Source organism: Neobacillus oceani (assembly GCF_046237595.1).
GTDB lineage: Bacteria > Bacillota > Bacilli > Bacillales > Cytobacillaceae > Bacillus_D > Bacillus_D oceani.
Genome location: NZ_CP143543.1, coordinates 1,999,051 through 2,021,832, shown reverse-complemented (window position 1 = coordinate 2,021,832; position 22,782 = coordinate 1,999,051). Strand labels below are relative to the sequence as shown.

The 22,782-nt window shown below is 39.4% G+C and carries 17 protein-coding genes; 8 read left to right on the top strand and 9 right to left on the bottom strand.

Translation table 11 applies throughout. From position 1 onward, the window contains the following. Positions 1–2: 2 nt before the first annotated feature. The 3 genes from V1499_RS10010 to V1499_RS10000 are packed head-to-tail and all read left to right on the top strand — an operon-like array spanning position 3 to position 2,824. Positions 3–773, top strand: a complete 771-nt coding sequence (locus V1499_RS10010; protein WP_409275885.1) for a LamB/YcsF family protein — start codon at positions 3–5, stop codon at positions 771–773. Positions 774–818: 45 nt separating this feature from the next. Continuing rightward, positions 819–2,009, top strand: coding sequence for an NRAMP family divalent metal transporter (locus V1499_RS10005; protein WP_409275883.1), 1,191 nt, complete (start codon positions 819–821; stop codon positions 2,007–2,009). A 41-nt stretch (positions 2,010–2,050) separates the two neighbouring features. Continuing rightward, positions 2,051–2,824, top strand: coding sequence for a putative hydro-lyase (locus tag V1499_RS10000; protein WP_409276270.1), 774 nt, complete (start codon positions 2,051–2,053; stop codon positions 2,822–2,824). Between the two features lie 129 nt (positions 2,825–2,953). On the opposite strand, the gene V1499_RS09995 is transcribed toward V1499_RS10000, so the two are convergent. Next, positions 2,954–4,207, bottom strand: a complete 1,254-nt coding sequence (locus tag V1499_RS09995; RefSeq protein ID WP_409275881.1) for a putative glycoside hydrolase — start codon at positions 4,205–4,207, stop codon at positions 2,954–2,956. A 151-nt stretch (positions 4,208–4,358) separates the two neighbouring features. Between V1499_RS09995 and V1499_RS09990 the strand changes: the two genes are divergently transcribed. Further along, entirely contained in the window at positions 4,359–5,195 is an 837-nt protein-coding gene (locus V1499_RS09990; protein WP_409275879.1) for a polysaccharide deacetylase family protein, read from the top strand. Positions 5,196–5,296: 101 nt separating this feature from the next. On the opposite strand, the gene V1499_RS09985 is transcribed toward V1499_RS09990, so the two are convergent. Next, complete coding sequence (locus tag V1499_RS09985) at positions 5,297–6,442, bottom strand: saccharopine dehydrogenase family protein (protein ID WP_409275877.1); 1,146 nt, start codon at positions 6,440–6,442, stop codon at positions 5,297–5,299. A 586-nt stretch (positions 6,443–7,028) separates the two neighbouring features. Here V1499_RS09985 and V1499_RS09980 point away from each other — a divergent pair. Beyond that, positions 7,029–7,973 (top strand): LCP family protein, encoded by a 945-nt coding sequence (locus V1499_RS09980; RefSeq protein WP_409275875.1) that lies wholly within the window; start codon positions 7,029–7,031, stop codon positions 7,971–7,973. Between the two features lie 99 nt (positions 7,974–8,072). Here the strand turns inward: V1499_RS09980 and V1499_RS09975 are convergent, their stop codons facing one another. From V1499_RS09975 to ftsZ, 4 genes are all read right to left on the bottom strand, one after another. After that, positions 8,073–10,121 carry a glycoside hydrolase family 3 N-terminal domain-containing protein gene (locus V1499_RS09975; protein WP_409275873.1) on the bottom strand — a complete coding sequence of 683 codons (2,049 nt, stop codon included), beginning with the start codon at positions 10,119–10,121 and terminating at the stop codon, positions 8,073–8,075. 276 nt (positions 10,122–10,397) lie between these two features. Next, entirely contained in the window at positions 10,398–11,315 is a 918-nt protein-coding gene (locus V1499_RS09970; RefSeq protein ID WP_409275871.1) for an RNA polymerase sigma-70 factor, read from the bottom strand. 359 nt (positions 11,316–11,674) lie between these two features. Continuing rightward, positions 11,675–12,238, bottom strand: coding sequence for a glycine/sarcosine/betaine reductase selenoprotein B family protein (locus V1499_RS09965; RefSeq protein ID WP_409275869.1), 564 nt, complete (start codon positions 12,236–12,238; stop codon positions 11,675–11,677). A 324-nt stretch (positions 12,239–12,562) separates the two neighbouring features. Beyond that, on the bottom strand, positions 12,563–13,825 hold the full coding sequence (gene ftsZ / locus V1499_RS09960) for a cell division protein FtsZ (protein ID WP_409275867.1): 1,263 nt from the start codon (positions 13,823–13,825) through the stop codon (positions 12,563–12,565). A 736-nt stretch (positions 13,826–14,561) separates the two neighbouring features. Between ftsZ and V1499_RS09955 the strand changes: the two genes are divergently transcribed. Together V1499_RS09955 and V1499_RS09950 are read left to right on the top strand one after the other, a co-directional pair. Further along, complete coding sequence (locus V1499_RS09955; protein WP_409275865.1) at positions 14,562–15,257, top strand: hypothetical protein; 696 nt, start codon at positions 14,562–14,564, stop codon at positions 15,255–15,257. Positions 15,258–15,588: 331 nt separating this feature from the next. Continuing rightward, positions 15,589–16,287 carry a hypothetical protein gene (locus V1499_RS09950; protein ID WP_409275863.1) on the top strand — a complete coding sequence of 233 codons (699 nt, stop codon included), beginning with the start codon at positions 15,589–15,591 and terminating at the stop codon, positions 16,285–16,287. 629 nt (positions 16,288–16,916) lie between these two features. Here the strand turns inward: V1499_RS09950 and V1499_RS09945 are convergent. From V1499_RS09945 to V1499_RS09935, 3 genes are all read right to left on the bottom strand, one after another. Continuing rightward, positions 16,917–17,894 carry a hypothetical protein gene (locus tag V1499_RS09945; RefSeq protein ID WP_409275861.1) on the bottom strand — a complete coding sequence of 326 codons (978 nt, stop codon included), beginning with the start codon at positions 17,892–17,894 and terminating at the stop codon, positions 16,917–16,919. Between the two features lie 228 nt (positions 17,895–18,122). Beyond that, entirely contained in the window at positions 18,123–18,761 is a 639-nt protein-coding gene (locus V1499_RS09940; protein WP_409275859.1) for a hypothetical protein, read from the bottom strand. A gap of 1,493 nt (positions 18,762–20,254) precedes the next feature. Further along, positions 20,255–21,883, bottom strand: a complete 1,629-nt coding sequence (locus tag V1499_RS09935) for an RNA-directed DNA polymerase (RefSeq protein WP_409275857.1) — start codon at positions 21,881–21,883, stop codon at positions 20,255–20,257. Between the two features lie 268 nt (positions 21,884–22,151). Between V1499_RS09935 and V1499_RS09930 the strand changes: the two genes are divergently transcribed. Then, on the top strand, positions 22,152–22,769 hold the full coding sequence (locus V1499_RS09930; protein WP_409275855.1) for a site-specific integrase: 618 nt from the start codon (positions 22,152–22,154) through the stop codon (positions 22,767–22,769). Positions 22,770–22,782 lie beyond the last annotated feature (13 nt).

Sequence of the window (22,782 nt, the reverse complement as noted above, 5' to 3'; positions counted from 1 at the left end):
AAATGCCGATTGTTGATATTAACTGTGACATGGGAGAAAGCTTTGGTACGTACACACTTGGAATGGATACGGAAATCCTCGATTATGTAACTTCCGCCAACATTGCATGCGGATTCCATGCCGGGGACCCTGCAACGATGAGGAAAACTGTAAAACTAGCAATCGAGAAAAATGTCGGAATCGGGGTTCACCCCGGCCTTCCGGACCTTGCTGGATTCGGAAGAAGAGAAATGAACATTTCTCCTCAGGAAGCATACGACATGGTGGTCTACCAAATCGGAGCTCTTAGCGCTTTTGTAAAAGCGGAAGGCGGTCAAGTTCAGCATGTTAAACCTCATGGTGCTCTGTTTAACATGGCTGCAAAAAATGCTGGACTTGCGGAGGCCATTGCTGAGGCGGTATACAAGGTCGATCCGGAGCTTGTCTTTTTCGGCCTTGCAGGTAGTGAATTGGTGAAAGCCGGTCATAGACTGGGTCTTCGGACTGCTAGTGAAGTCTTTTCCGATCGTACCTATCAGGAAGATGGTTCTTTAACATCAAGGCGAGAACCAAATGCTCTAATTAAGGACCATGAAACCGCGGTAAGACAGGTTATTAGAATGGTCAAGGAGAGCAAGGTGACTTCCCAACAGGGTACCGATATCTCAATAAAGGCTGATACGGTCTGTATTCACGGCGATGGGGAAAACGCCCTTGATTTTGCCAAGTATATCACCTCTGCATTAAAGGAAAGTGGTATCACAATTGCCTCAATCGGCAGCTTTTTAAAATAATGAAAATTAGGCCTATTAGCAGGCTATAACATTTAGGGGGTTCATATGCAGAAAAAATCAACTGCCAGTATTCTAATGGGTGCCGCGTTCCTGATGGCAACCTCAGCAATAGGCCCGGGGTTCCTTACTCAGACAACCGTTTTTACACAGACCCTTCTTGCGAGCTTCGGATTTGTCATTTTAATGTCGATTATCATTGATATTGGCGCCCAGATGAATATATGGAGGATCATCGCTATTTCAGAAAAACGCGCCCAGGACATTGCCAATGATGTTCTTCCCGGCCTTGGTTATTTCCTGGCGGCCCTTATCGTTGCCGGAGGACTTGCTTTTAACATTGGAAATATCGCCGGTGCCGGACTTGGTGTCAATGTTCTATTTGGCTGGTCGACAGAGATGGGAGCGCTTCTAAGCGGGATTATTGCAATTGGAATTTTCCTCGTTCGTGAAGCCGGCAAAGCCATGGATCGTTTCGCCCAGATCATGGGATTTGTCATGATTGCCCTTACTGTTTATGTGATGTTTACAGCCCAGCCTCCTGTGGGAGAAGCAGTCGTAAAAACCTTTGTTCCTGATAAAATTGACCTCCTTGCCATTGTTACTCTTGTCGGTGGAACCGTAGGAGGCTATATCACGTTTGCCGGTGGGCACCGCTTGCTGGATGCTGGAATTAAAGGAAAAGAGTCATTACCGGAAGTCACCAAAAGTGCCGTGAGCGCCATTGGTATCGCTTCGATTATGAGGATTTTCCTGTTCCTCGCTGCCCTAGGAGTAGTGGCACAGGGTCTTGCGATTGATCCTGCCAATCCCCCAGCCTCTGTGTTTAAACTGGCTGCCGGAAACGTCGGATACAAAATCTTCGGTGTCGTCATGTGGGCTGCCGCCGTTACCTCTGTTGTCGGCGCTGCTTATACGTCCGTATCGTTCATCCAGACGTTAAGCAAGACGGTCGATAAGTATAATAAATGGACAATTGTCGCCTTCATTGCAATTTCCACCCTTGTTTTTGTGATAATAGGAAGGCCTGTCAAAATCCTTGTACTGGTCGGTTCCCTTAATGGCCTTATTTTACCTATCGCACTAGGGGTCATGCTGGTCGCTGCCTACAGGACAAAAATTGTTGGCGACTATAAACACCCTCTCTGGATGACGATCTTTGGAATTGTCGTCGTCATTGCAATGGCGATTATGGGGGGATATTCACTGGTTAACGGAATCCCTCAGCTATTTAAATAAGAAGGAAACGAGGTTCTTTTATGAATAGCACAATAGGAAAAATGACTCCACATGCCATACGTGAAAAAATCCGTACAAACCAGTGGGTAAAACCTACTTCCGGTCTAGCTCCGGGTTATATCCAGGCGAACCTGGCTGTGCTTCCGAAGGATTTGGCGTTTGAATTTCTTTTGTTTTGCCAAAGGAATCCAAAACCCTGCCCCATTATTGATGTCACTTTGCCAGGGTCCGGGGTCCCAGCCCTTTCAGCGCCTGATGCCGATTTGAGGACCGATATCCCGAAATACCGCGTTTATCGAAATGGGGTCTCTACCGAAGAATTATTAGACGTATCAGCCCTATGGGATGATTCCATGGTTGGTTTTCTAATCGGCTGCAGCTTTACATTTGAAGAAGCGCTTTTAAAAAACGGGATCCCAATCCGCCATATTGAAGAGGGACGGAATGTTCCCATGTACAAGACAAACATTCCAACAGTTAAAGCGGGCAAATTTGAAGGCCCGACCGTTGTCAGCATGCGCCCAATGACAGAAAAGGATGCCATCCGAGCAATCCAGGTCACAAGCCGGTTCCCTTCTGTACATGGAGCCCCAATTCATATCGGCAATCCAGCTGCCATTGGCATCGAGGATATCCATTCTCCGGATTTCGGTGACAGCGTAACGATAAAGGATGGTGAGATTCCTGTCTTTTGGGCATGCGGGGTGACTCCCCAGGCTGTTGCCATGCATATGAAACCGGAGATTATGATTACTCATGCCCCTGGCCATATGTTTGTAACTGATCTAAAAAATGAACAGTTTAGTATACTTTAGCCCTTGTGATATTTACATTCGATAGAAACGGATACTTTAATTGAGCAAAGAAAAAGACTCGCACACGTGGCGAGTCTTTTTCCCCTCAGTCTATTGCTCTTATAATCGTTCCGAATCCGCAACAATTATTTAAGGTGTAAGTGGAGTATAGTCAACCCCTTGTGTATAGCGGTTGGATGCATTCCATAGAAGGAATTCGTTGATTCCATTTTCATTCAAGGCACGGATTTGGGCCTCCACTTCCGCTTTCCCGTATTTTTTATAGTTCCCTGCTCCAAGATAGCTTGCGGTGAAATCCTGGATCCACGGCCTTGAGACCGGGCGGTTTTCCAATGCTCCAAGTACTGTATTTTCATGCTTGGCGTACTCGTTAATGATTTCGTACGGATGCAGGTCAGGCTTTTCAATGCCGAAATAGCTTGTCCAGTGGCTCGGATAAATCATGCTGGAGATGGCATCCACATTGGCAGAGATTTTGGAAAAGTTCTGCCCGATTCCCGGAGCTTCCGGAAGAGTAGCCGAGTAGCCGAAAATATCAACAGAGACATCTACATTATAGGGCTCAAGTTCTTTCTTCGCATAGGCGACAAAATCGGTTACCGCATCGACTCTTTTTTGGACATTATCTTTTTCCACTTGGCTGTAATCCCCCTGGGAATACTTAAGTGAGCTATCCCTTGTTTCAAAACCTTCCGGGAAACGGACATAATCGAACTGGATGTCTTTGAAGCCCATTTTGGCTGCTTCTTTGGCAATTTCGACGTTATATTCCCATACTTCCTTCATAAACGGATTGACAAAGCTTTCGCCTCTACTGTTCTTCCATACTTTTCCGTTTTCCGTAAAACTAAGGTCCGGCCTTTTTGTTGCAAGGTGGTTGTCCTTAAAAACCACCACACGGGCGATCGGGTAAATCTTTTTTTCTTCCAAAGTTTTTAATAGTTTGCCAGGATCTTTTATGTAATTGCGGCCAATCTCTTCAAATGGGGAGCCTTCCTTCGGCTTATATTGCAATAAACCAAAATCATCCTTGATATCGATGACCATGCTATTCAATTCCGTCGTTTCGACAAGCTGCAGAAGCTCATCGAATCTTGAAACGCTCACAGTCGGTCCGGTCACATAAATTCCTTTTACCCCATCTTTCGGGTACTCAAAAGAAAATGGTGACTTAAAACCTTCAGGCTCTGGTTTTTCGGTTGAACCTTCAGGCTCAGGCTTTTCAGATGATTTCCTATCATGCTTGGGCTTGTCAGCAGGTTCTCCTTCTTGTTTTTCTGGCTTACTTTCCGTTGGCGGTGGCTGGCCAGCACTTCTTTCCTGATTGCTGCATCCTATTAACAGGAAAGCAATCAATAAAATGATAAGAGTTTTGTAGTTCATATCGTGATGTCTCCTCTAGTAAGTCTTTTATCTATAATAAAGACGAAACTCGATAATTTTTCGAATTTCGCTGAGAAATTCAAGAAATATGGGTTTCCCCCTTTCCCAGTGGGTATGCAGATAGTAGAATCAGCATATTGGAGGAATCAGCATGAAATCATTTATTCCCGTTTTCTTTGCCGCTACCATGCTTGTTGCATGCAGCGGAACGAAGCAAAGCAATGAAACTCGAGTCACAGAAACTATACCCACAGCGGAAACGACGGAAACGGAAAAAGTAGAAAAACCTCAGGAAACAAATGAGTCTATTGAAAAGAACACTGAGGAAACTACCGAAGAAACCCAGCCAGTCTACAAGCTGAATGAGGCCAATTGGGTCATCGAACGGCTGGATGGGTCAGAAGAAAAAAATGTCCTGCTAACAATCGATGATGCCCCAGACAAACATTCCCTTGAAATGGCTGAGATTCTCAACAGGATTGGCGTTAAAGCGATTTTTTTCGTGAATGGGCACTTTCTTGACACTCCCGAAGAAGAGGAAAGATTGAAAAAGATCCATGAAATGGGCTTTGCCATTGGCAACCATACATATTCGCATCCAACCTTGACAAAAATTCCTGAAGTGGAACAGAAGCAGGAAATCGTAAGTTTGAATGAACGGGTAAAAGAAATCATCGGTGTTTCTCCTGCCTTTTTTAGGGCCCCTTTCGGCATGAATACAGAATATTCCAAGGAAATTGCCGCAGAGGAAGGAATGCTGCTGATGAACTGGACATACGGCTATGACTGGGAGAAACAATACCAGAACCCCGACTCTTTGGCTGAAATCATGGTAGGAAGCCCATTCCTCACAAACGGGGCAAACCTTTTGATGCATGACCGTCAGTGGACGAAGGACGCACTTGAGGATATCGTCAAAGGGCTGCAGTCCAAAGGATATTCCATTGCCGATCCCGATTTGATTGAGGTTCCTAAAAAAGTAAAATAATAGAATAGTAAATGAGGATGAAATATTGCTCCTAAGGTTAAAGAAAAGCCCTTCCTCAATATAGCAGGAAGGCTCAGGAAATAATATTTAATAAGATTATCCTACTTCTTTTCCGTGATGATAATATTTCTTTTTGCCATTTCTTCGATGTATTCTTTTCCTGGAACGATTTGCTCAGGTGGATGAACCCCTTTTTTGTCTATCGTTCCATTGCCAATCATTTGAGCTACGACGGAAATGGTGTTAGCGGTTGCCCGTGCCATCGCTGTTACATTATTTATACGGTCTTTAAATGTCGTCATTTCATATTCGTACGTGGTTTTCACACCATTTTTCTCTCCTGAGACGATGACGCGAAGCAATACTACATCATCTTTGTCCTTTAAGTCAACAATCGGGGCAAGAACCTTTAACAAGACGTCTCGGGGCTTCACTTGCTGCCCTTTAATCTCAACCTCGTAATCTTTACGGGTAAGGTTAAGATCAACAAGCAATTTGAATTTTTCCGCATGTCGAGGATAGCGGATCGTTTTATACTCCAATTCATCTAAATATGGGTATGAATGAGGCAATGTGGAGGTCCCACCCGACGTATGAAATGCTTCCAGGGGACCAAATTTCTCAAAATAGATTTTTTCTATCTCTGAAAGCGATGGTACTTCTATCTTTATTCCATTCCGAATGATCAATGAAGGGTCGGTATAATGATCGAGTAATCCTTCCATTGAAAAAACATGGTTATATTCAAGCGGGGGTTCTGGCCTTGCCGGAATCCCTCCTACATACATCTTAATGGACTTCACATAATCGAGCTTGCTTGCTCCATAGCCGGCCAAAATATTTATCATACCTGGGGCGACACCCAAATCAGGGATAATCGTTGAATGAGCTGCCATCGCCTTTTCATTAAGCTCCAACACTCGATCTGTAATATTACCGATATGCCCACCAAGATCAACTGAACTTACCCCAGTTGAAATAGCCGCTTTCGCAACCGCCACATTAAAGGAATAAAATAGCGCATTTACCACGACATCATATTGGCTAATAAAGTTAGCCAGCTCCTCGTAGTTCCCGGCATCTACGGAAAACGCTTTTAATTTCGATGATTGAAGTTGATTGCAAACTTGTTGTGCTCGCTCTAAATCAATATCTGCCAATCCAACCGCCTCTACTCCAACACTTTGCACTAAATCACGGGCTGCTTCTTTCCCCATTAATCCAGAGCCTAATACAGCAACTTTCATATTACACCTTCCTTTCAAAAAATTCGTATGGATTCCCCGATACGAATGGAATGTCCATATTTATGGTTTTATAGTTTTCTTATTTATAAATATTGAAAATCTTCATTAGTAAGTACACTTCAACCAAAAAAAGATGTAGTTATCCTTTACTGGAGTTAGGCTACCGGTACTTGATAAACGGTACCAATACAGTTTTGGTTCCATTTCACCCTCTCAAAACCCAAAACGATGCCAATCCAATCCCCCGGTCCGGTCTAGGTTTGCAACAATTTTCTGTTGAACTACTCGAAATAACGGATTTGTCTTGACCCCAAAATCAGCAAAACAAAAACTTCCTTCGCGTTAGCTGGGTTTTGCCTCAACATACGCAAAGGAGGTAACAGTGTAGAAACGAAAGACTGTTATCAAAATAATAAAGAATTGTAATCCAATATCCCTTCATTTGAAATGTTATTATGGGATACTATCTACTTCAAGTTAAAAAGATGGCAACCCTTTCAGTTTCTGATTCACCCTATCAAAAACTGAGGATCGGCCCATAGTTTATTTTAATAGTTGATTTTCTATTATTCTAGGTGGTGCAAGTATGTCAGAAACACGAAAGAGAAAAAAGATAAGATGGATGAGATTAACTACTGCCCTTCTTCTATTTAGTATTTTTTTTGTTGGTCTTTTTACTGTGTTTCAGTTTATAGAAGGAACGGTAAAAAAGGTTAATCAACCATTCAAAAAAGTTGAAGCAAAGCATTCGTTTCAAGGAGAGAAAATCAAAAAAGACGCAGTAAATGTTCTTTTACTGGGAAGTGATTCCAAGGGAGAAAAACAAGCTAGAACGGATACGATAATGGTAGCCCACTATAATCCCAAAACCCAACAAGCAAAACTTATTTCGCTAATGCGAGATATGCATGTAACCATACCCGAACATGGAGAGTATAAATTAAATGCTGCTTATGCAATTGGAGGACCTGAACTATTAAGGAAAACCATTCAATTAAATTTTGGTCTGGATATTCATCATTATGCGATTGTCGACTTTAAAGGATTCGAAAAAGCTGTCGACCTCCTCGTTCCGGATGGAATTGAAGTAGACATCCCCTATGAGATGTCTGATGGGATCGGAATGACTTTAGAGGAAGGGAATCAACGACTTCATGGAAAAGAATTGTTAGGATATGTTCGTTTCCGTCAGGACCGTTTAAGTGACTTCGGCCGGGTGCAAAGGCAGCAAGAAGTCGTCACAAAATTAAAGGACGAAGCCGTAAGCATCCAAAGTGTCGCAAAGCTTCCTGATCTATTAGACGTTTTACATACATACATCGATACAGACATTGACACTGCTACACTCTTGACGATCGGTAAAGACATATTGACCAATGAAAGTGGAAAAATACAAACACTTCGAATCCCGGAAGATGGAACTTTTTCAAATGAACGCCATGAAGGAATTGGAGAAGTCCTAGAAATTGATTTGGAACAAAATAAGGCAGCACTTAATAAATTTTTAGGAAAAGAAGAAAGTAATCCTTGATTATATTTTCGAAACCTCTAATGACCACTTTTTGACGGCTATAAACCGCACAAGTCAAAGATGACTTGTGCGGTTTTTCAACTTAAGGAATTACTCCATTTATTGACCAAAAAAATCCTTTAATCTGTCGAAGAAGCCTTTCCGCTCATTTCTTACCGTATTATAGGAGAGGCCAAAATTATAAATATACGCATCCCCGCTTTTCGCACGGTAAACATAGGATGGATCTTCCCTGAATCCTGGGATATCCCCCACTTCATTGTCGACTGCCTGCTGGTTGGCAGGCATCGTAAAAGGAAGTTTCCCGACAGGATTAAATCTGCCGCGGATGACATCGATTAATGCTTCTGGTTTCGTTCCAAAAGTACCTATAAACGATGCGGCATTCGGCTCAACATTATTAAGCAGCCATGGGCTTCTCAAGTTAATAGCGGTAATCGTTGGAACCCTCTTTTGTATTTGATTGATTCTGTCAATTTGGCTGACTTCAGTTTCAGGCCCGATCAAAAGCTGAGGGAAGCGTTTTAATATGTCTTGCTTCGGCATAATCCAGATAAGAGCATGCGTTGCGTTCTCCAGATTGTCTGTTAACGTAATACTCTTATCGAAGTTTCGAATTGTTTCTCTAAGCCTTTGTGTGGCGGCTCCATTCGTTCCTCCAGGAAACATTTCCACATAAAGCCTTATTCCTCTGATTTTTTCATCCGTTAACGGCAATAAATTGTTGTCATTCCTCATTAAAACAACGGATTTTCGATGCGCCAAATCAGCACGTTCTTGTGATGCTGGGTCATTCGCAACGTTAAGGGCATTCTGTGGATCTACATAAGGATTTTCAAAAAGGCCCAGCTTCATCATTTCAGTCACCAAATAGGTTGCAGACCGGTTTACTCTATCTACACTTACCAAACCTTGGTTAACCGCCGTAATAATTGGAGTTGGATTTGCAACACCAGAGAAAATATTCGTTCCTGCGTTCAGTGCTTTCGCAAACCGTTGTTCGATTGGCAAATCTAGAGCTCCCCATGCTCTCTCAACGACAGCACTTGTATCAGAGTTGACATAGCCGAGGAATCCCAGCTGGCCGCGAAGGTAGTCGGTAATAAAACTTCTGTTCAATGCGAAGCCAACTTCTTCAAACTGCTGTTGTGGACTAAAGTGTGGCAGGCCCTGCTCCGCACTTTTATTACTTGGATACGCGTAATAAGGCATGATTGACGTTGCATCGGCTTCAATCGCTGCCCGAAAAGGCGGAATATGGTACCTCACAAGACTTCCTTTTGTCGGATAAATATTATATTGGCCTTCTTCAAAATGAGGATCCTTCCCTTCTTCACGCGCTCCTCCGCCCGGAAAATGCCTAACAGTGGTGGTTACACTGTTTTCATTAAGGATATCACCCTGATATCCTTTAACAATTCTAAAAATGATATCTGAAATAATCCTCGGATCTTCACCAAATGTTTCATCAATCCTTGGCCATTCAGGATCGGTCGACACATCTGCTGAGTACCCATATAGTTTTCGTATACCTGAAGCCCTGAACTCTCTTCCGGAAATTCTCGCAAATTCCGAAATCAGATTCAAATCGCGTGTAGCTGTCAGGCCCAAAGGATCCGGCCAGTAAGAAAATTGCCCAGCAGCCTCCAAATTTGGGACATTGGCCGGATGATTCCGAGGATTTGAAATAATCACGGCCGGAATTCCTAATCTTGTAGCCTCCGCCGCTTCCTGAATCTGATTATTGTAACCTGCGATCACATCCGCGCTCGGGAATTCACGGAAAATGAAATAACGGGTAGTCTGGTTAATCATCTTATTCGGGAGGACCAGCTTCCCTTCCTGGAACTTAGGAAACTCCGGAATTACCAGCAGACCCGCCTTCTCCTCTAATGTCATTTTAGAAATCAAGTCCCGCGCCCGTTCATCATCGGAAAGCTGCCAGTTTTCATAAGGGTCTAGCTGTCCATTCCCGTTTAAGTCCTTAAAGGTCTTTCCCTCAACCGTTAATGTTTGTTTAGCTCTAGCATCGATTACTGGCTGCGCCGTTTGTTGCCTTTTCTCCGCACCCACCTGCGGAACAAATAAAGAAAACGTTAAAAACACAATTAAAGAGGAAGAAATTATTTTCTTCAGTATTAAATCCATCAAAACACTTCCTTTATTGAGAAATAGTATCCACCTTTTTTACTGTCTCTTTTAAGCAGATAATTCATCCCAAAAAAATAAAAAAATGTAAGTTTAGTGGATCTTTACTTTCAACCCCGTTCAAATAGAAAAGAAGCAAGGAAAATATCCTTGCTTCAACAAGATTTTATGAATTAGCTGCCAACCTTTTCAGCATTTACTTCCTGGATTTTATACCCGTTCAGCCAGTGAACACCGCAGATAACGTTCAAACCCTATAAAGATTCACTCCCACTGTCATTTCAGCTTTTTCAAATGCTTCAGTTTATCTGGATTAACGATGTTGTATAAAGCAGAAAGTTTATCTTCATCGAATTGAAATGCAAATACATAAAAAATTTGATCGTCCACCTTCATAATCATTCCCGGTTGTCCGTTCACATCGGCTTCGATGATAATCAAATTGGATGGGATTTTACGGTGGAAAGACCTTAAAGCGGCGACGGCTCGTTCAATTCCAAAGATAGGACGCAAGTTTGATTTCGCTTTACCTCCACCGTCGGAATAAATAGTGAAGTCGTCTGATAAAATGGACAAAAGTTTTTCGGTGTTGTTGCTTTGAACTGCCTCCATAAAGTCACGCACAGTTTCTTCTTTTTTACTCCTATCTCCCCCCTCTTTTGGGGATAAATCGCCGATTTTTTGTTTCGCTCTGCTTTGGATTTTTCTGCTGTTATCAGGAGATTTACCGATTAAATGAGCAATCTCATCGTAAGAATAAGAGTAAACTTCCCTCAGAAGGAACACCGCTCTTTCCACCGGAGTTAAGTTTTCAAGTAGGAGTAAAAAAGCGATGGATAACTCCTCATTGGCAATCACCCGGTCTGCCAGATCCGCATCCTTTCCGTTAAGGATCGGTTCCGGTAACCAGGAACCGACATACACTTCTCTCCTCTTTCGTGCAGAACGCAAGAGGTCAATGCTTAGGTTTGTTGTAACCTTCCATAAATAACTTTTCACATGATGAATCGAATCCAAAGAAACTTGATTCAAATTCAAAAAAGCTTCTTGCACAATGTCTTCTGCATCGGTCACACTTCCCAACATACGATAAGCAAGCGAAAAAAGTACCGATTTATAAGAAGAGTAAACTTCTGTCATGTTGGTCATACCATCATCATAAGGAAGATGTTTAGATTCAAAGCCGTCCGGCATTCAAAGCACACCCTTTTGTTTGTTAGACCCTGTATTACGCTATTTTCTAAATTTTAGCACAATTTTGGGTCCAATAGGGCTATTCTATCCATTGGGACGAGATTGTTTCATCTCGTCCCGGTGATCATCTCCCCTTTTTTTGCTTTGGCCAATGCATCCAAACATTGTAACAAAGCGGAGTACTGTTCCTCCTTTCTGTTGGCACGACCAATCGGACTCCCCAGTTTGTTGGGGAAATAAATCGATCGGGGTACCCCCACAGCATTTGTCGTTTCGGGTAACAGGGTTACTGTGATTGTCGATATTCCCTGCTTTTCCAATTCTCGTGCGATCAGTCCCACGGACCGATGGCAGTGGCTTCAGGCAGGAGTCAGAATTGCCAGCTCCACCTGGTCATTCACAAGACTGCGTGCAACTTCCGGTGCTGTTTTTTCAACCAACGGGGTGGGATCATGAATTCCTCCCTGAAAACTAAAGTGACGTGGAGCGATACTCCCTACTTTACCTTCCCGTTGCAAGCGGTGAAGAGTGGCTAAAGGGAACATGATTTCCAAATCAACCTTTACGTCGCTATGATCATAAAATAAATGACTAATCACCGTTTCACTTGGGGGTGTATCTGAGGGAATCTCACGATAGGAGCAATCCCCCTTGGAATCGTTCAAGTCAAATGCTGGTTGGCTTTTCAGGATGATGCCTCCAGTGGTAATGAGAGCCACCCGACTTTCCTCAATCGGCCTTTTTAATGGAGTCCAGGGAACATCTCCATTCCTTTCTCTCCCTAAATTCATACTTTTTTTACTGATTCGATCAATTAATTTGGGGTATTTCTCCACCAATTTACCTAATAATTTCGATTGTGCAAGCTTGAATGCTACCTTTCTGCCAAAGCCAACCTTGGAAGATGAATGAATATTTGCCATAAAATATGCCTCCTTTTCATTTTCAACCTGTTTTATCTTTCACACTTGTGACGGAATAGGAGGGGTATTTGTGACATGACTATGAGGTTAATTATAAATACCTTTGAACGGATAGGTTTTATAAAATTGTAACCCTACTGAAATGTATACTCAGCGTAGAAGATGAATAAAGAAATGCCCGCCTGTAATTCCCAGCCCAAAATGATAGTAATTCTGTTTTGTAAATTCTCCAACCAACATTTACCCGTTAAAACGTGGAATTTACGTTAGTTTTTATCCATTTTAAAAGGCCAAATCGCAAATGATTTGGCCTTTTTGTTTGGGTTACCGCCTTCTGTTTCGATTCCGAAAGAACATTGGAATATCAAAGTCGTCTTTCTGCTGAGTATCCTGTTCGTAATTGACATGCTCTTCGTAGGGTGGCGGCTGGCTGTGATTGCCGGATTGGCTGTAGTTTCCTGATTGGCCGTAGCTGTCGGACTGGCTATAGTTTTGCGTATGGCCGTAATTCCCCCATTCTGCATGGGAAACAGGTTCTCGTCGTTTCGACTGAGCATGGTAATGCTCACGGGAATTAGCAATCATATCTGCAGGACGGCGCGATCTGTTCGACGGCGGATCTTCCTCCTCATCATCATGATCGAAGCCGGTCGCAATCACGGTCACCATGATTTCTTTTTCCAGATTTTCATTAATCACCGATCCAAAAATCATGTTAAGCTCGTCATCTGTTGAAGACGCCACAATATCTGCCGCTTCTTGGACCTCAAATAAACTGAGGTTCATGCCGCCTGTGATGTTCATCAATACTCCTTTTGCGCCATTGATGCTTGTTTCAAGCAGTGGCGAGGAGATGGCCTTTTTGGCAGCTTCTGCAGCACGGTTTTCGCCTGAAGCTACTCCGATACCCATAAGCGCCGTTCCATTGTGGGACATGATCGTTTTCACATCAGCAAAGTCGAGGTTAATCATCCCTGGGACGGCGATCAAATCGGAAATGCCCTGGACACCCTGCCTGAGGACATTGTCCGCCTCACGGAAGGCTTCAATCATCGGCGTTCTCTTATCGACGATTTCCAGTAATCGCTCGTTTGGAATAATGATCAAGGTATTAACCGCTTTCTTCATCTCTTCAATTCCGGTTGCCGCATTTTGTGCTCGCTTACGGCCTTCAAAAGCGAACGGACGAGTCACCACTCCAATTGTAAGTGCACCAAGTTCGCGCGCGATTTGTGCAATCTCCGGTGCAGCCCCGGTCCCGGTTCCGCCGCCCATTCCGGCTGTTACGAACACCATGTCCGCACCTTCGAGGGCATCCTTGATCTGCTGCCTACTTTCTTCGACAGCATTTCTGCCGATTTCAGGATTGGCACCCGCCCCCAAGCCTCTGGTCAGCGAACCACCGATTTGCATGGTTACCTCCGCTCTTGACATCTTGAGCGCCTGCGCATCTGTATTCACGGCAATGAACTCCACTCCCTGCACACCGTCCTCAATCATCCGGTTCACGGCATTATTTCCGCCGCCGCCAACCCCAATTACTTTTATAGTGGCAACTTGATCGATATAAGTTTCAAATTCTAGCAAATATAGCCCCTCCAATTAGCTTTAAATGTTGACCCCTATTTTTCTCTATACCAACAAAATTCGACACCAACTTGGAAATTCTGTCTTTTTCTGCGATTTGTTAAAAGACTGTAATTTTACAGGAATAAAGTGTCATTCTTCGTGGGGGTAGACAGGCGAATCGGGAGGAGTGGAATTAATGGAGAAACAGAATATATTAAAAGAAGGATTAAGGCGATTCATATATCCAGACCGAGGGAATGAATTTTTAAGGAAGACCATTGTATTTAACTTTATCGTGTGATATTCATCACTATGCGATTGTCGACCTTTAAGGATTCGAAAAAGGTGGACCTACTCATTCCTAATGGATTTGAAGTAAACATACCCTAAGAGTTGTCTAATGGGATTGGAAGGACTTTAGAGGAAGGGAATCAAAGACTTCATGGCAAAGAACTGTTAGGAAATTTTTGCTTTCGACAAGATTGTTTCCGGGTGCAAAGACAGCAATTAGCCCTCTCAAAATTAAAGGAGGATGAAGCCGTAAGTCCATAGCATCGCCAAGCTTCCTGACCTATTAGGAGTTTTACACACATACATCGTTAGAGAAATTGATACCGCTACACTCTTGACGATTGGAAAAGCTTTGAAGACTGCTCAGGCAGACTTTTTTATTATATGGAATTATTATGAAAAATGATTAAAATTAAAGGTAGAATTTCGTCAAATATTTTAGGATAGGGGGCAAAATAATAAAATGAATTTTTCTAGTTTTTTTGTATCCTTTTTAACAAGTACCTTGGTAGTTTCCTTATTCCAATACTTATCACAAGCTGGAGTTAATAATTTTTTCACTAAAAAACTTGAATTGTTTAAAGAGCAGATCAATATTACTGCTGAACAAAGGCAATATGAATATGAAAAAAAAATTCAGAACTTTAATTTATTCTCTTCGCGTAAACACGAGATTTATCCAGAATTATATAAAATTATAAAAAAGGCTTATGACACTTTATCAATTTATGAAATTAATACAACCTTACCCCGACTTGAAAACATAAAATCAATTGATTTGTTTCTGAAGGATAGAAATATTCCAAATGAATTCCTATCAAAAGTCTACGAACGTTGGCAGGGACATGACGTTCCCATTTCTTTCATCTTACAAAGGATACTTTCTCTTTACACTTATGAAATGACAAGAAAATTAATTACTGATGCACATGATTACTACTACGGGGTAGACATTTATCTGCCCGAGGAATTATCAGAAACGATTTCACTTCTGCTCCGCAATATGATTTTTTTAATTACCGCATATGGATCATATGCTGAAACAGGGATTATTACAGACCATGATATTGATTTTGATAAGCAACTTAAATATGAATTACAAGATTATATGAAAACAGTTAAAGAAAACATTAGAAAAGAATTATCTAATCAGGATTAATAAAATTGACTATTCAATAAAAATAAAAAAGCCCCTCCCTCATGGGAAGGGTTTATAATTGTTTATAATATTCTCTGACCGGTTTCAGTAACTGCTTTGACGGAATCACATACAAAACATGGCCATCCAACTTGGTAATCCATAGGCCGTCGCCGACATTGTACTGGCCGCTATATAACTGCTCAAAACCATATACTCGAAATTGCTCCCCTGGTTTAAGAATCCGCCTGAAATTGAATTTATTCCCTGACCAGTTTTTGCTAAAATATCATTAGGGAAAAGTGTTAATTTTTTAAAATAACTTACCACTATTAAGGAAAAGGAGAAAAACGTGACCATAATATTTGGAATAGTAAGAGACGAATATGCAATTTTAGGTGCAGATACAAGAATTACTTACTTACCAGAAACCGAACCATCTTATTACAACGATAATGCTGTCAAACTTGCCATGTTCAATGGAGGCTGGGTGGCAGGTGCTGGCTCTGCTGCATTTATCGATAATTTTAATGAAATAACTAGTTCTAGATTAATTGTTGGAGTAGATGATATTGACCGAATGTTTATCGATATGTTAAATGGTAATGGTCATTTGAATACTACTAATGCGAATGACCATCTATTGGATAACACTCAGATTGCTTATTTGTTTACATACGCTAACGATCAAGGTCATCCAGATATGCATATTGAGACTCTCCATTGCATTTTGGGCAGACGAGGATTAAGTGGAAAAAATAAGTTTTTTTCTTTTGGACACAGCGAAGATCAAGTCTCTATTGTTAATAGCTACCAGTCTAAAATAAACCACGAGCAAAATTTTGTAACAACACTTAAAAACTGTGCAGCATTCGTAGAGGATATCTCACTAGTTAACCAATCTGTTAGCCCATTTTGCGACATTGGTATTTTAATAAAAGAATCCAATGAGCAAGTAGGTTTTTTGCGTATTCGTGAACATTCAAGCACTATAATTAACGATAACAATCCACTAGAATTTGCCCATAACGTATACCGGTTAACAAAATGAAAGATATATACCTCTATTACATTAAGTTTTTAATGCAATTGAGGTTTCTTTTTACAGAGAAATTACTTTTCAATAAGCCCTTGAGCCTTTAAACCATTATTCTGTAACTGCCGTCCAACACTGTTTCATCATCATCAGTGACTGTGAAATAAAGATTATATCGGTTGTTAATATTATTCAAATCTCCTAGAGTACCAGTTAAGTATTGATGAGCAAACTTACGATTGTTATAAAATGTTAGTTTTTCTATATTCTCTTCTATAGTGTCAAGAATCTGCTTATTAGATGTATACTTTTATTTGCTAGTGTTCAAATTTTTAATTTTATAAAGCCCATTTTCTTCATGAAAGTTAGCAATATCAGTCGCAGTCAAAAATATTTCTCCTTTTTATCCTCTTTACCAGTATGGATTAACAAGAAAAAGTCATCTCTAATTCCATCATTCCCCAATATATACTCCCATTTAATTTCTATTACATCGTTTATATTTTGTTTAAACTTTGATTGAACAATTCCTAATCGATGTTTGGTTCAACCCCTGCAATATCTGTCAAACGAGTACCAGCCATTATTCCACCTCATTTTTTAAATGAATAGGATTTATAAGCAGAGTGAAAAGCAGTTTCTAATTAAGCAAGCGTTAGTTTATTGAAATATTGAATTAATTCATCCTGGTTATCTCTTAAGTATATTGGTCCAATTTCATCATCACTCGTAACAAAGTTATACAATTGTCTAACATATTCATCCAATTCTGATGAGATTTGTGACTGCTTCTCTACACTTCTATACTTTTTGTGTAACTTATCCCCATGCACATTAGAGGATCTAACTGAGTAGGCGGTTTTCATGAATTTAAATATCTTCTCGCGAGAAGGAAAATCTTTACCTATAATCCTTGCTATTCTCTCAGACATTTTATGACTAATTTCTTGGTTATCTGTAGAGAAAAGGGTTTCTAATGCAGTACAATAAGAAGATATTCTATTAGGTAAAAAGGACTGCGTTCTTGCAGACTGAAGAAAATACATAAACCTTTCAATACGATTTGCTTTAGTAGTTACAATTCCAGCTGTTTCCATGTCTTCTAACTCTGCGGTATTTTGGTCAAATATTAGAGTATAGCGCTTTAAGCATTCGGAGACTTCATCAAAAGTAAAATTAGTATCTACATTTTCCCCATGTGAATTTAAAAAATATGAAGCCCTGGTATTCGAAGAGACCGAAGCTTGTTCCAAATGTAAATCCTTGTCTTTGTCGTAAATATATAAAAATCCTAACTCAGTTTTTACACTATTATCTTTAATAGTCCATAAGGCATTAGGCAAAGTTTGACTTAACCTCATAAAATAATTCAATAACTCTAGTCTGTCTTCTCTATTTTTTTCTCCATCTAAATTATATTCCCCTTCTGCATAAAGATATGGACCATAAAGCAAACTATCATATTCTAACATTCCTACCAACTCAATAAAGAAATCATCTGCTTTTTCTTCAATTCTTTTTCTACTGGTTGATAAGCGTAAATTATCTACCACCTGAATACCTTTATTTAAAGTCCTATTTAATTCCAAGCCATGCACTTTCGAGACATAAAAATATTTCAAAAATATTCTCCTTATAGCCAACTATGAAAAATCTCCATCAAAGTTAATAAATAGATTTTACTTTCCTTTGTATCTAACAATCCATAAATAATCACTTTGTCGTTAAATTCGTTGTATGCCCTTTTAAAATGGCAGAAAGCAATCTCTTTATCTCATTGGGTGTGAATGACTTTGTGAGGCATGGTTCAACTATTGGTAAGCCTAATTTTTTGTTAAATTCTATAAATATTATTTGTTAACAATGAACTCTAGATAAAACTTCGGTTTAAATCGTAAATCTGTGGAATCTAACCCTCTTTTTCCATAATGGCAACTAAAAAATTTCTTAAAAAATATTTTTAACGATCCCACTTTAGCAATATTCGCATTGTAATTGGCATTTTCAATGTCCAAAATAGTAGAGACCTTTGTTTGATTATTATTATAAACTGCAACAAATGAACCATTCATGCCCGCACCCGATACACCTACCATATGTGCTATTTCATTTTCCAGAATGTCCATTTTTGTATTTTTAGGCAATTTTGATTGTATTAATACGGTCTTAACTTTGCCGACTTTTTCAATATTTTCATTTTTATTTACTCGTAGGGTGATTCCTATATCTGCCCCAGAAATGGATTCTTCTACACCTGGACCTTTATCGTGGACATTGTGACATAAGACTTCTATATTAAGGTTAAGTCGTTTAAATACGTCTCTACACTCTCTTCTAATATTTGTCGCTAGACTAGAAGTTATTTTATGTTCTTGTGTGATTTCCCCCTTTTTCCTAGCTTCCCATGTTTCTTTTTGAGCTCGCTTAATTACATCCACTAAAGGTTGTATCGCTTTTTTAGGTACCATGCCTGTCCCTTGTTTTTTCAATAAATACACAACCTAATACTTTGTATTCGATACAATTTATACATATTAACTAATTAGACAAAAAAAGCAAAATCCCTGCATTATTAGGGAAATTATGTCACAACCTGTGCAAGGCTGATTGTCCAATTTTTGTACATCGAAATGACAGTGCGTCTAGATTTCCACTCAAAGCGGACGCTTTCCGTGGGCTGGGCCGAGCCGCTTCCCTCGCTACGCTCTAGGGTCTCGACTATCCCGCTTTCGGTCTCTAGGTTAGCATTTTGCATTTGCTTGACGACCTACCTGCATTGTATTTTCTTACTTTCTTCCATTTAATTTACTTGGCAATTAATGCACTCCTTTACTCGGACTAAATTGTGAGAACCCGAAGTAGATGTGTACAATCTAAAGCGAGAGCCACTCACGTTCTAAGCCCTTGGTCTCCCTCGGTCTACCATAAAAACGCAAAAAAACCGAACGCGTGAAAAACACACCGTACGGCTTAATCCTCAGATTTATGTATAGTTGGCGGGACTGTGTGGGAATCGAACCCACCTGACCTGGCACGCAGGTCACAAGCAGTTTTGAAGTTTGCGCAGCATCTGTTTTTCAAGTACCTTGATGTACTCAGAAATACTGATAAATCAAGGTTTCCTGCTTTCTGATGTTTCTATGTGATTTCAAATTTTCAAAATTTTGGCACCATGCATGGCACCAAAAGTACATTATGGATTATACTTTTAGTTTTCACGAACTAAATGATGCACCTGTTCTCCAAAAGTTTCTTCATGTAAAAAGACAGCATTATAATTAAAGACAATGGGTACTTACAAACTATAAGCTCAGTAGAATCTCATCGACTACAATCCTTAGTATTTAATCAAGAATGATGTGTCCTACCTGGTGATATCGGCTTGTAAAATATATCTTTTTAATACAAGATTATATATTCTTCTATTTATCTTCTCAGACATTTTATATTTTGGTTCTATCTTATCTTCATAAATTTGTGAAGTAGTTAAAGAAACTGTGACTTTAAAAAATGTGCCTCTAAATCTTCCCAATTTTCTTCTATTAATCTCGCTAATAATATATAAGTGTAGCGGGTGTGGAACCGATAAAATTCTTCGGAAGTTTTCCGTTTTTGGTATTGAAAAATCTATTAGTTTACACCATTTGTTTAAACCATCTTTTGATAGTCTTGATTTTGTTATAAATCAAGTTTGCTTATATTTTCACCTAAAGAAGTAGATTTAAATTCTCCTGGTATCTGATCTGCAAAATACCCTTTTGATACTATCTTTTTCGCTATTCCTTTATCATCTGACATTGATCAAAATTCCTCCCTTAATAAAAATTCAATAAGCACTTTAGTGATTTTTAACCTATTATATGTAAAAGAAAAAAATAAACAGCCAGTTGATGTTAGACCCCAAGTAGCTGTTTATTTTTATGTCTCCGCAGTTTTTATATAAACCGGTGTTAACTCTTGTAAAACATTACTCGGCAAATAACTAAGACTTTTTTGCCCAATCAATCAAAATATTATCAAGTATATCACTCTTTAATAATTTACCTTTAATTCCATTTAAATAGAATTTCTTTTCATCTAAAGGTAACCTACTTGCTGCAATTAATAGTGCTCTTTTACTCCAAACGTCTAACCTTGGGTAATCTTCTTTAAGTTCCCTTATCCAGTCGGACTTATTAGCCTCATATGCAGATAATATGACTTTTCTTCTTACGATGTCAGATGAGTTTCTATATAAATTAATAATTTTTTCAATATGATTAAAATGTATTGTTCCTGAAAATAAGCTTAATATTGAGATTAAAAAAAACTCATTTATTTCGATGAGGTCATTATCTAGTAGATTAATAAGATCTTCTCCTACATCATGCATTGATGTATCCTGTTTTTTAGCAACCGAAATAAAATATCTGCAAATGTCACTAATTGCCGGAAAAAGATTATTTATATTTCTTGAAACATAATTGATTGCATTTGGAGTTCCTAGTATTGAAAGTCTTCTAAAAAACCATCTAATTCTAGAAAAATCAGGTTCAGCTTGTTCCAAATATTTATCTAATAACTTTTTAATATTTTCCTCAGAGAACACCGACATTTTTTCTGGAGGAATTTTTTTTACTAAATAAAGCGCATACCCCCCAGTTGTATAATTTCTAAGTATACCGATCATTTCTTCTTCTAACTCATCAATGGGATTATCTTTTATATTATTTTCGCATACATCTATAAAATCTGCCGTTGCATAAATTTTTGTTTTTTTGTTTTGCAGCATTAATCTCTGTTGTTTATCTAGTACTGTTGCTATTTCATAAACTAATTTTTGAGCCTCTATTTCATCATCACAAAACAATACAATATCATCAGAATAACGACAAAAATCAATTCCTCTCGTCAATAAACTATTGTCTACAGGTATTAATGACATTTCAGCAAGTAAGTGTACAGAATGTGGTCCTATGGGGATTCCTCTTGATACGCCTTGAGTAACTGATTCAAGGAGATTCATTATTGAATTTTTCACTGCATTTGGAAATTCACAATTAATTAGTTGGTTTTCAATAACATGATGATAGATTTGGTTATAAAAGTCAGCAATATCAACATAAACTGCAAATTTATACTTTTTTGACTTATTTAAACAAGTTTCCCAAAACCTATCCCAAGATTTATAGCTACTATAAAAGTATCCATCATTACTTGGATTAAATCTGTAGTTAAAAACCTTTTCTTCTGATACAGGTACCCTTTTGTTTTCAATCTTTTGCCCAAACTCATATATTATCGCGGCTAATAATATACTATCTAAAGGGTCTAACTGAGTAGCGACTCTATAAGATAGTTCTGTTTTTGGGATGATAAAACGTCGATAAGGTTTCCATATATAATTACTTAAGTCGAGATCTGCTAATTTATTCGAAATATTCTCTTTATCTTTGTATATTATGACTATTTCTTCTGGTTTTGGAAATAAATCAGTATCACTATCATTGTAAATATGTTCTATTGCCCATTTTATTGATTCCTTTTTTAGTTTCATTCTATTCACCGTCTTTCTGTCTTCTAGTAATATATTACCATTCAAATTCATCTCCGAAAACCCTTCCAACTCCACTTCGGAAAACCTCATATACTTATGCATACTGCCCACCGGAGCTATTTAATGCACTCTTAAAGTCTGAGTTGTAACGATATAAGAATGTTCACCGTAAAACCACTCTTTTGCATATTGATTTTAAGGGACTTGAGTAGATTTCTTATCCTCAAACTGTCACTCACCATCATCGCGTTCTGTCAAAGGAGCTAAAAGATGCAATTGATTGGGAATTTATTAGCAAAAATGCGACTAAAGGAGCTTAGCCCCAAAACCGGTTAAGCGAGAAATGAAAACTCTTAGTATAGTACAGCTCAATGCATTGTTAAAAGTTGCAAAGGAAAAAACTCCAGTATACTTTCCAGTCATCTATGCAGCTGCCCATACCGGCATGCGAAAGAGTGAGTTAATTGGACTCTCTTGGGGAAATGTTGATTTTACAACAGGTAAGGTTTACATTCGTCAAACCATTACAGAAGCGAACGGGAAATATTTTTTTAATCGAATTCCAAAAAACGAAAAAACCAGAGGTATTAGACTAACAGTGGAATTATTTAAGCTTCTACAAAAACTGCAGGCTGAAAACGACCATCGAGAAGAAATCCTAGGAGATTCATTTAACCCCCATCACTTAGTCTTTTGCAATACAAAAGGAAACACCATGGCTCCAACTGAAATTACAAGAGCGTTAAAAAGGTGCTTAAAGGCAGCAAACCTTCCAGACATTCGGTTCCATGATTTAAGGCACTCACATGCAACGATCTTGCTAAAAGAGAATGTTCACCCGAAGATTGTCAGTGCCCGTTTAGGCCACTCCAAAATTAACGTGACCATGGATCTCTATTCTCACCTGACAGATTCAATTGAAGGGATTGCAGTCGACCATTTAATTGGGTTGCTTAGGTAATTTGGGCACCAAA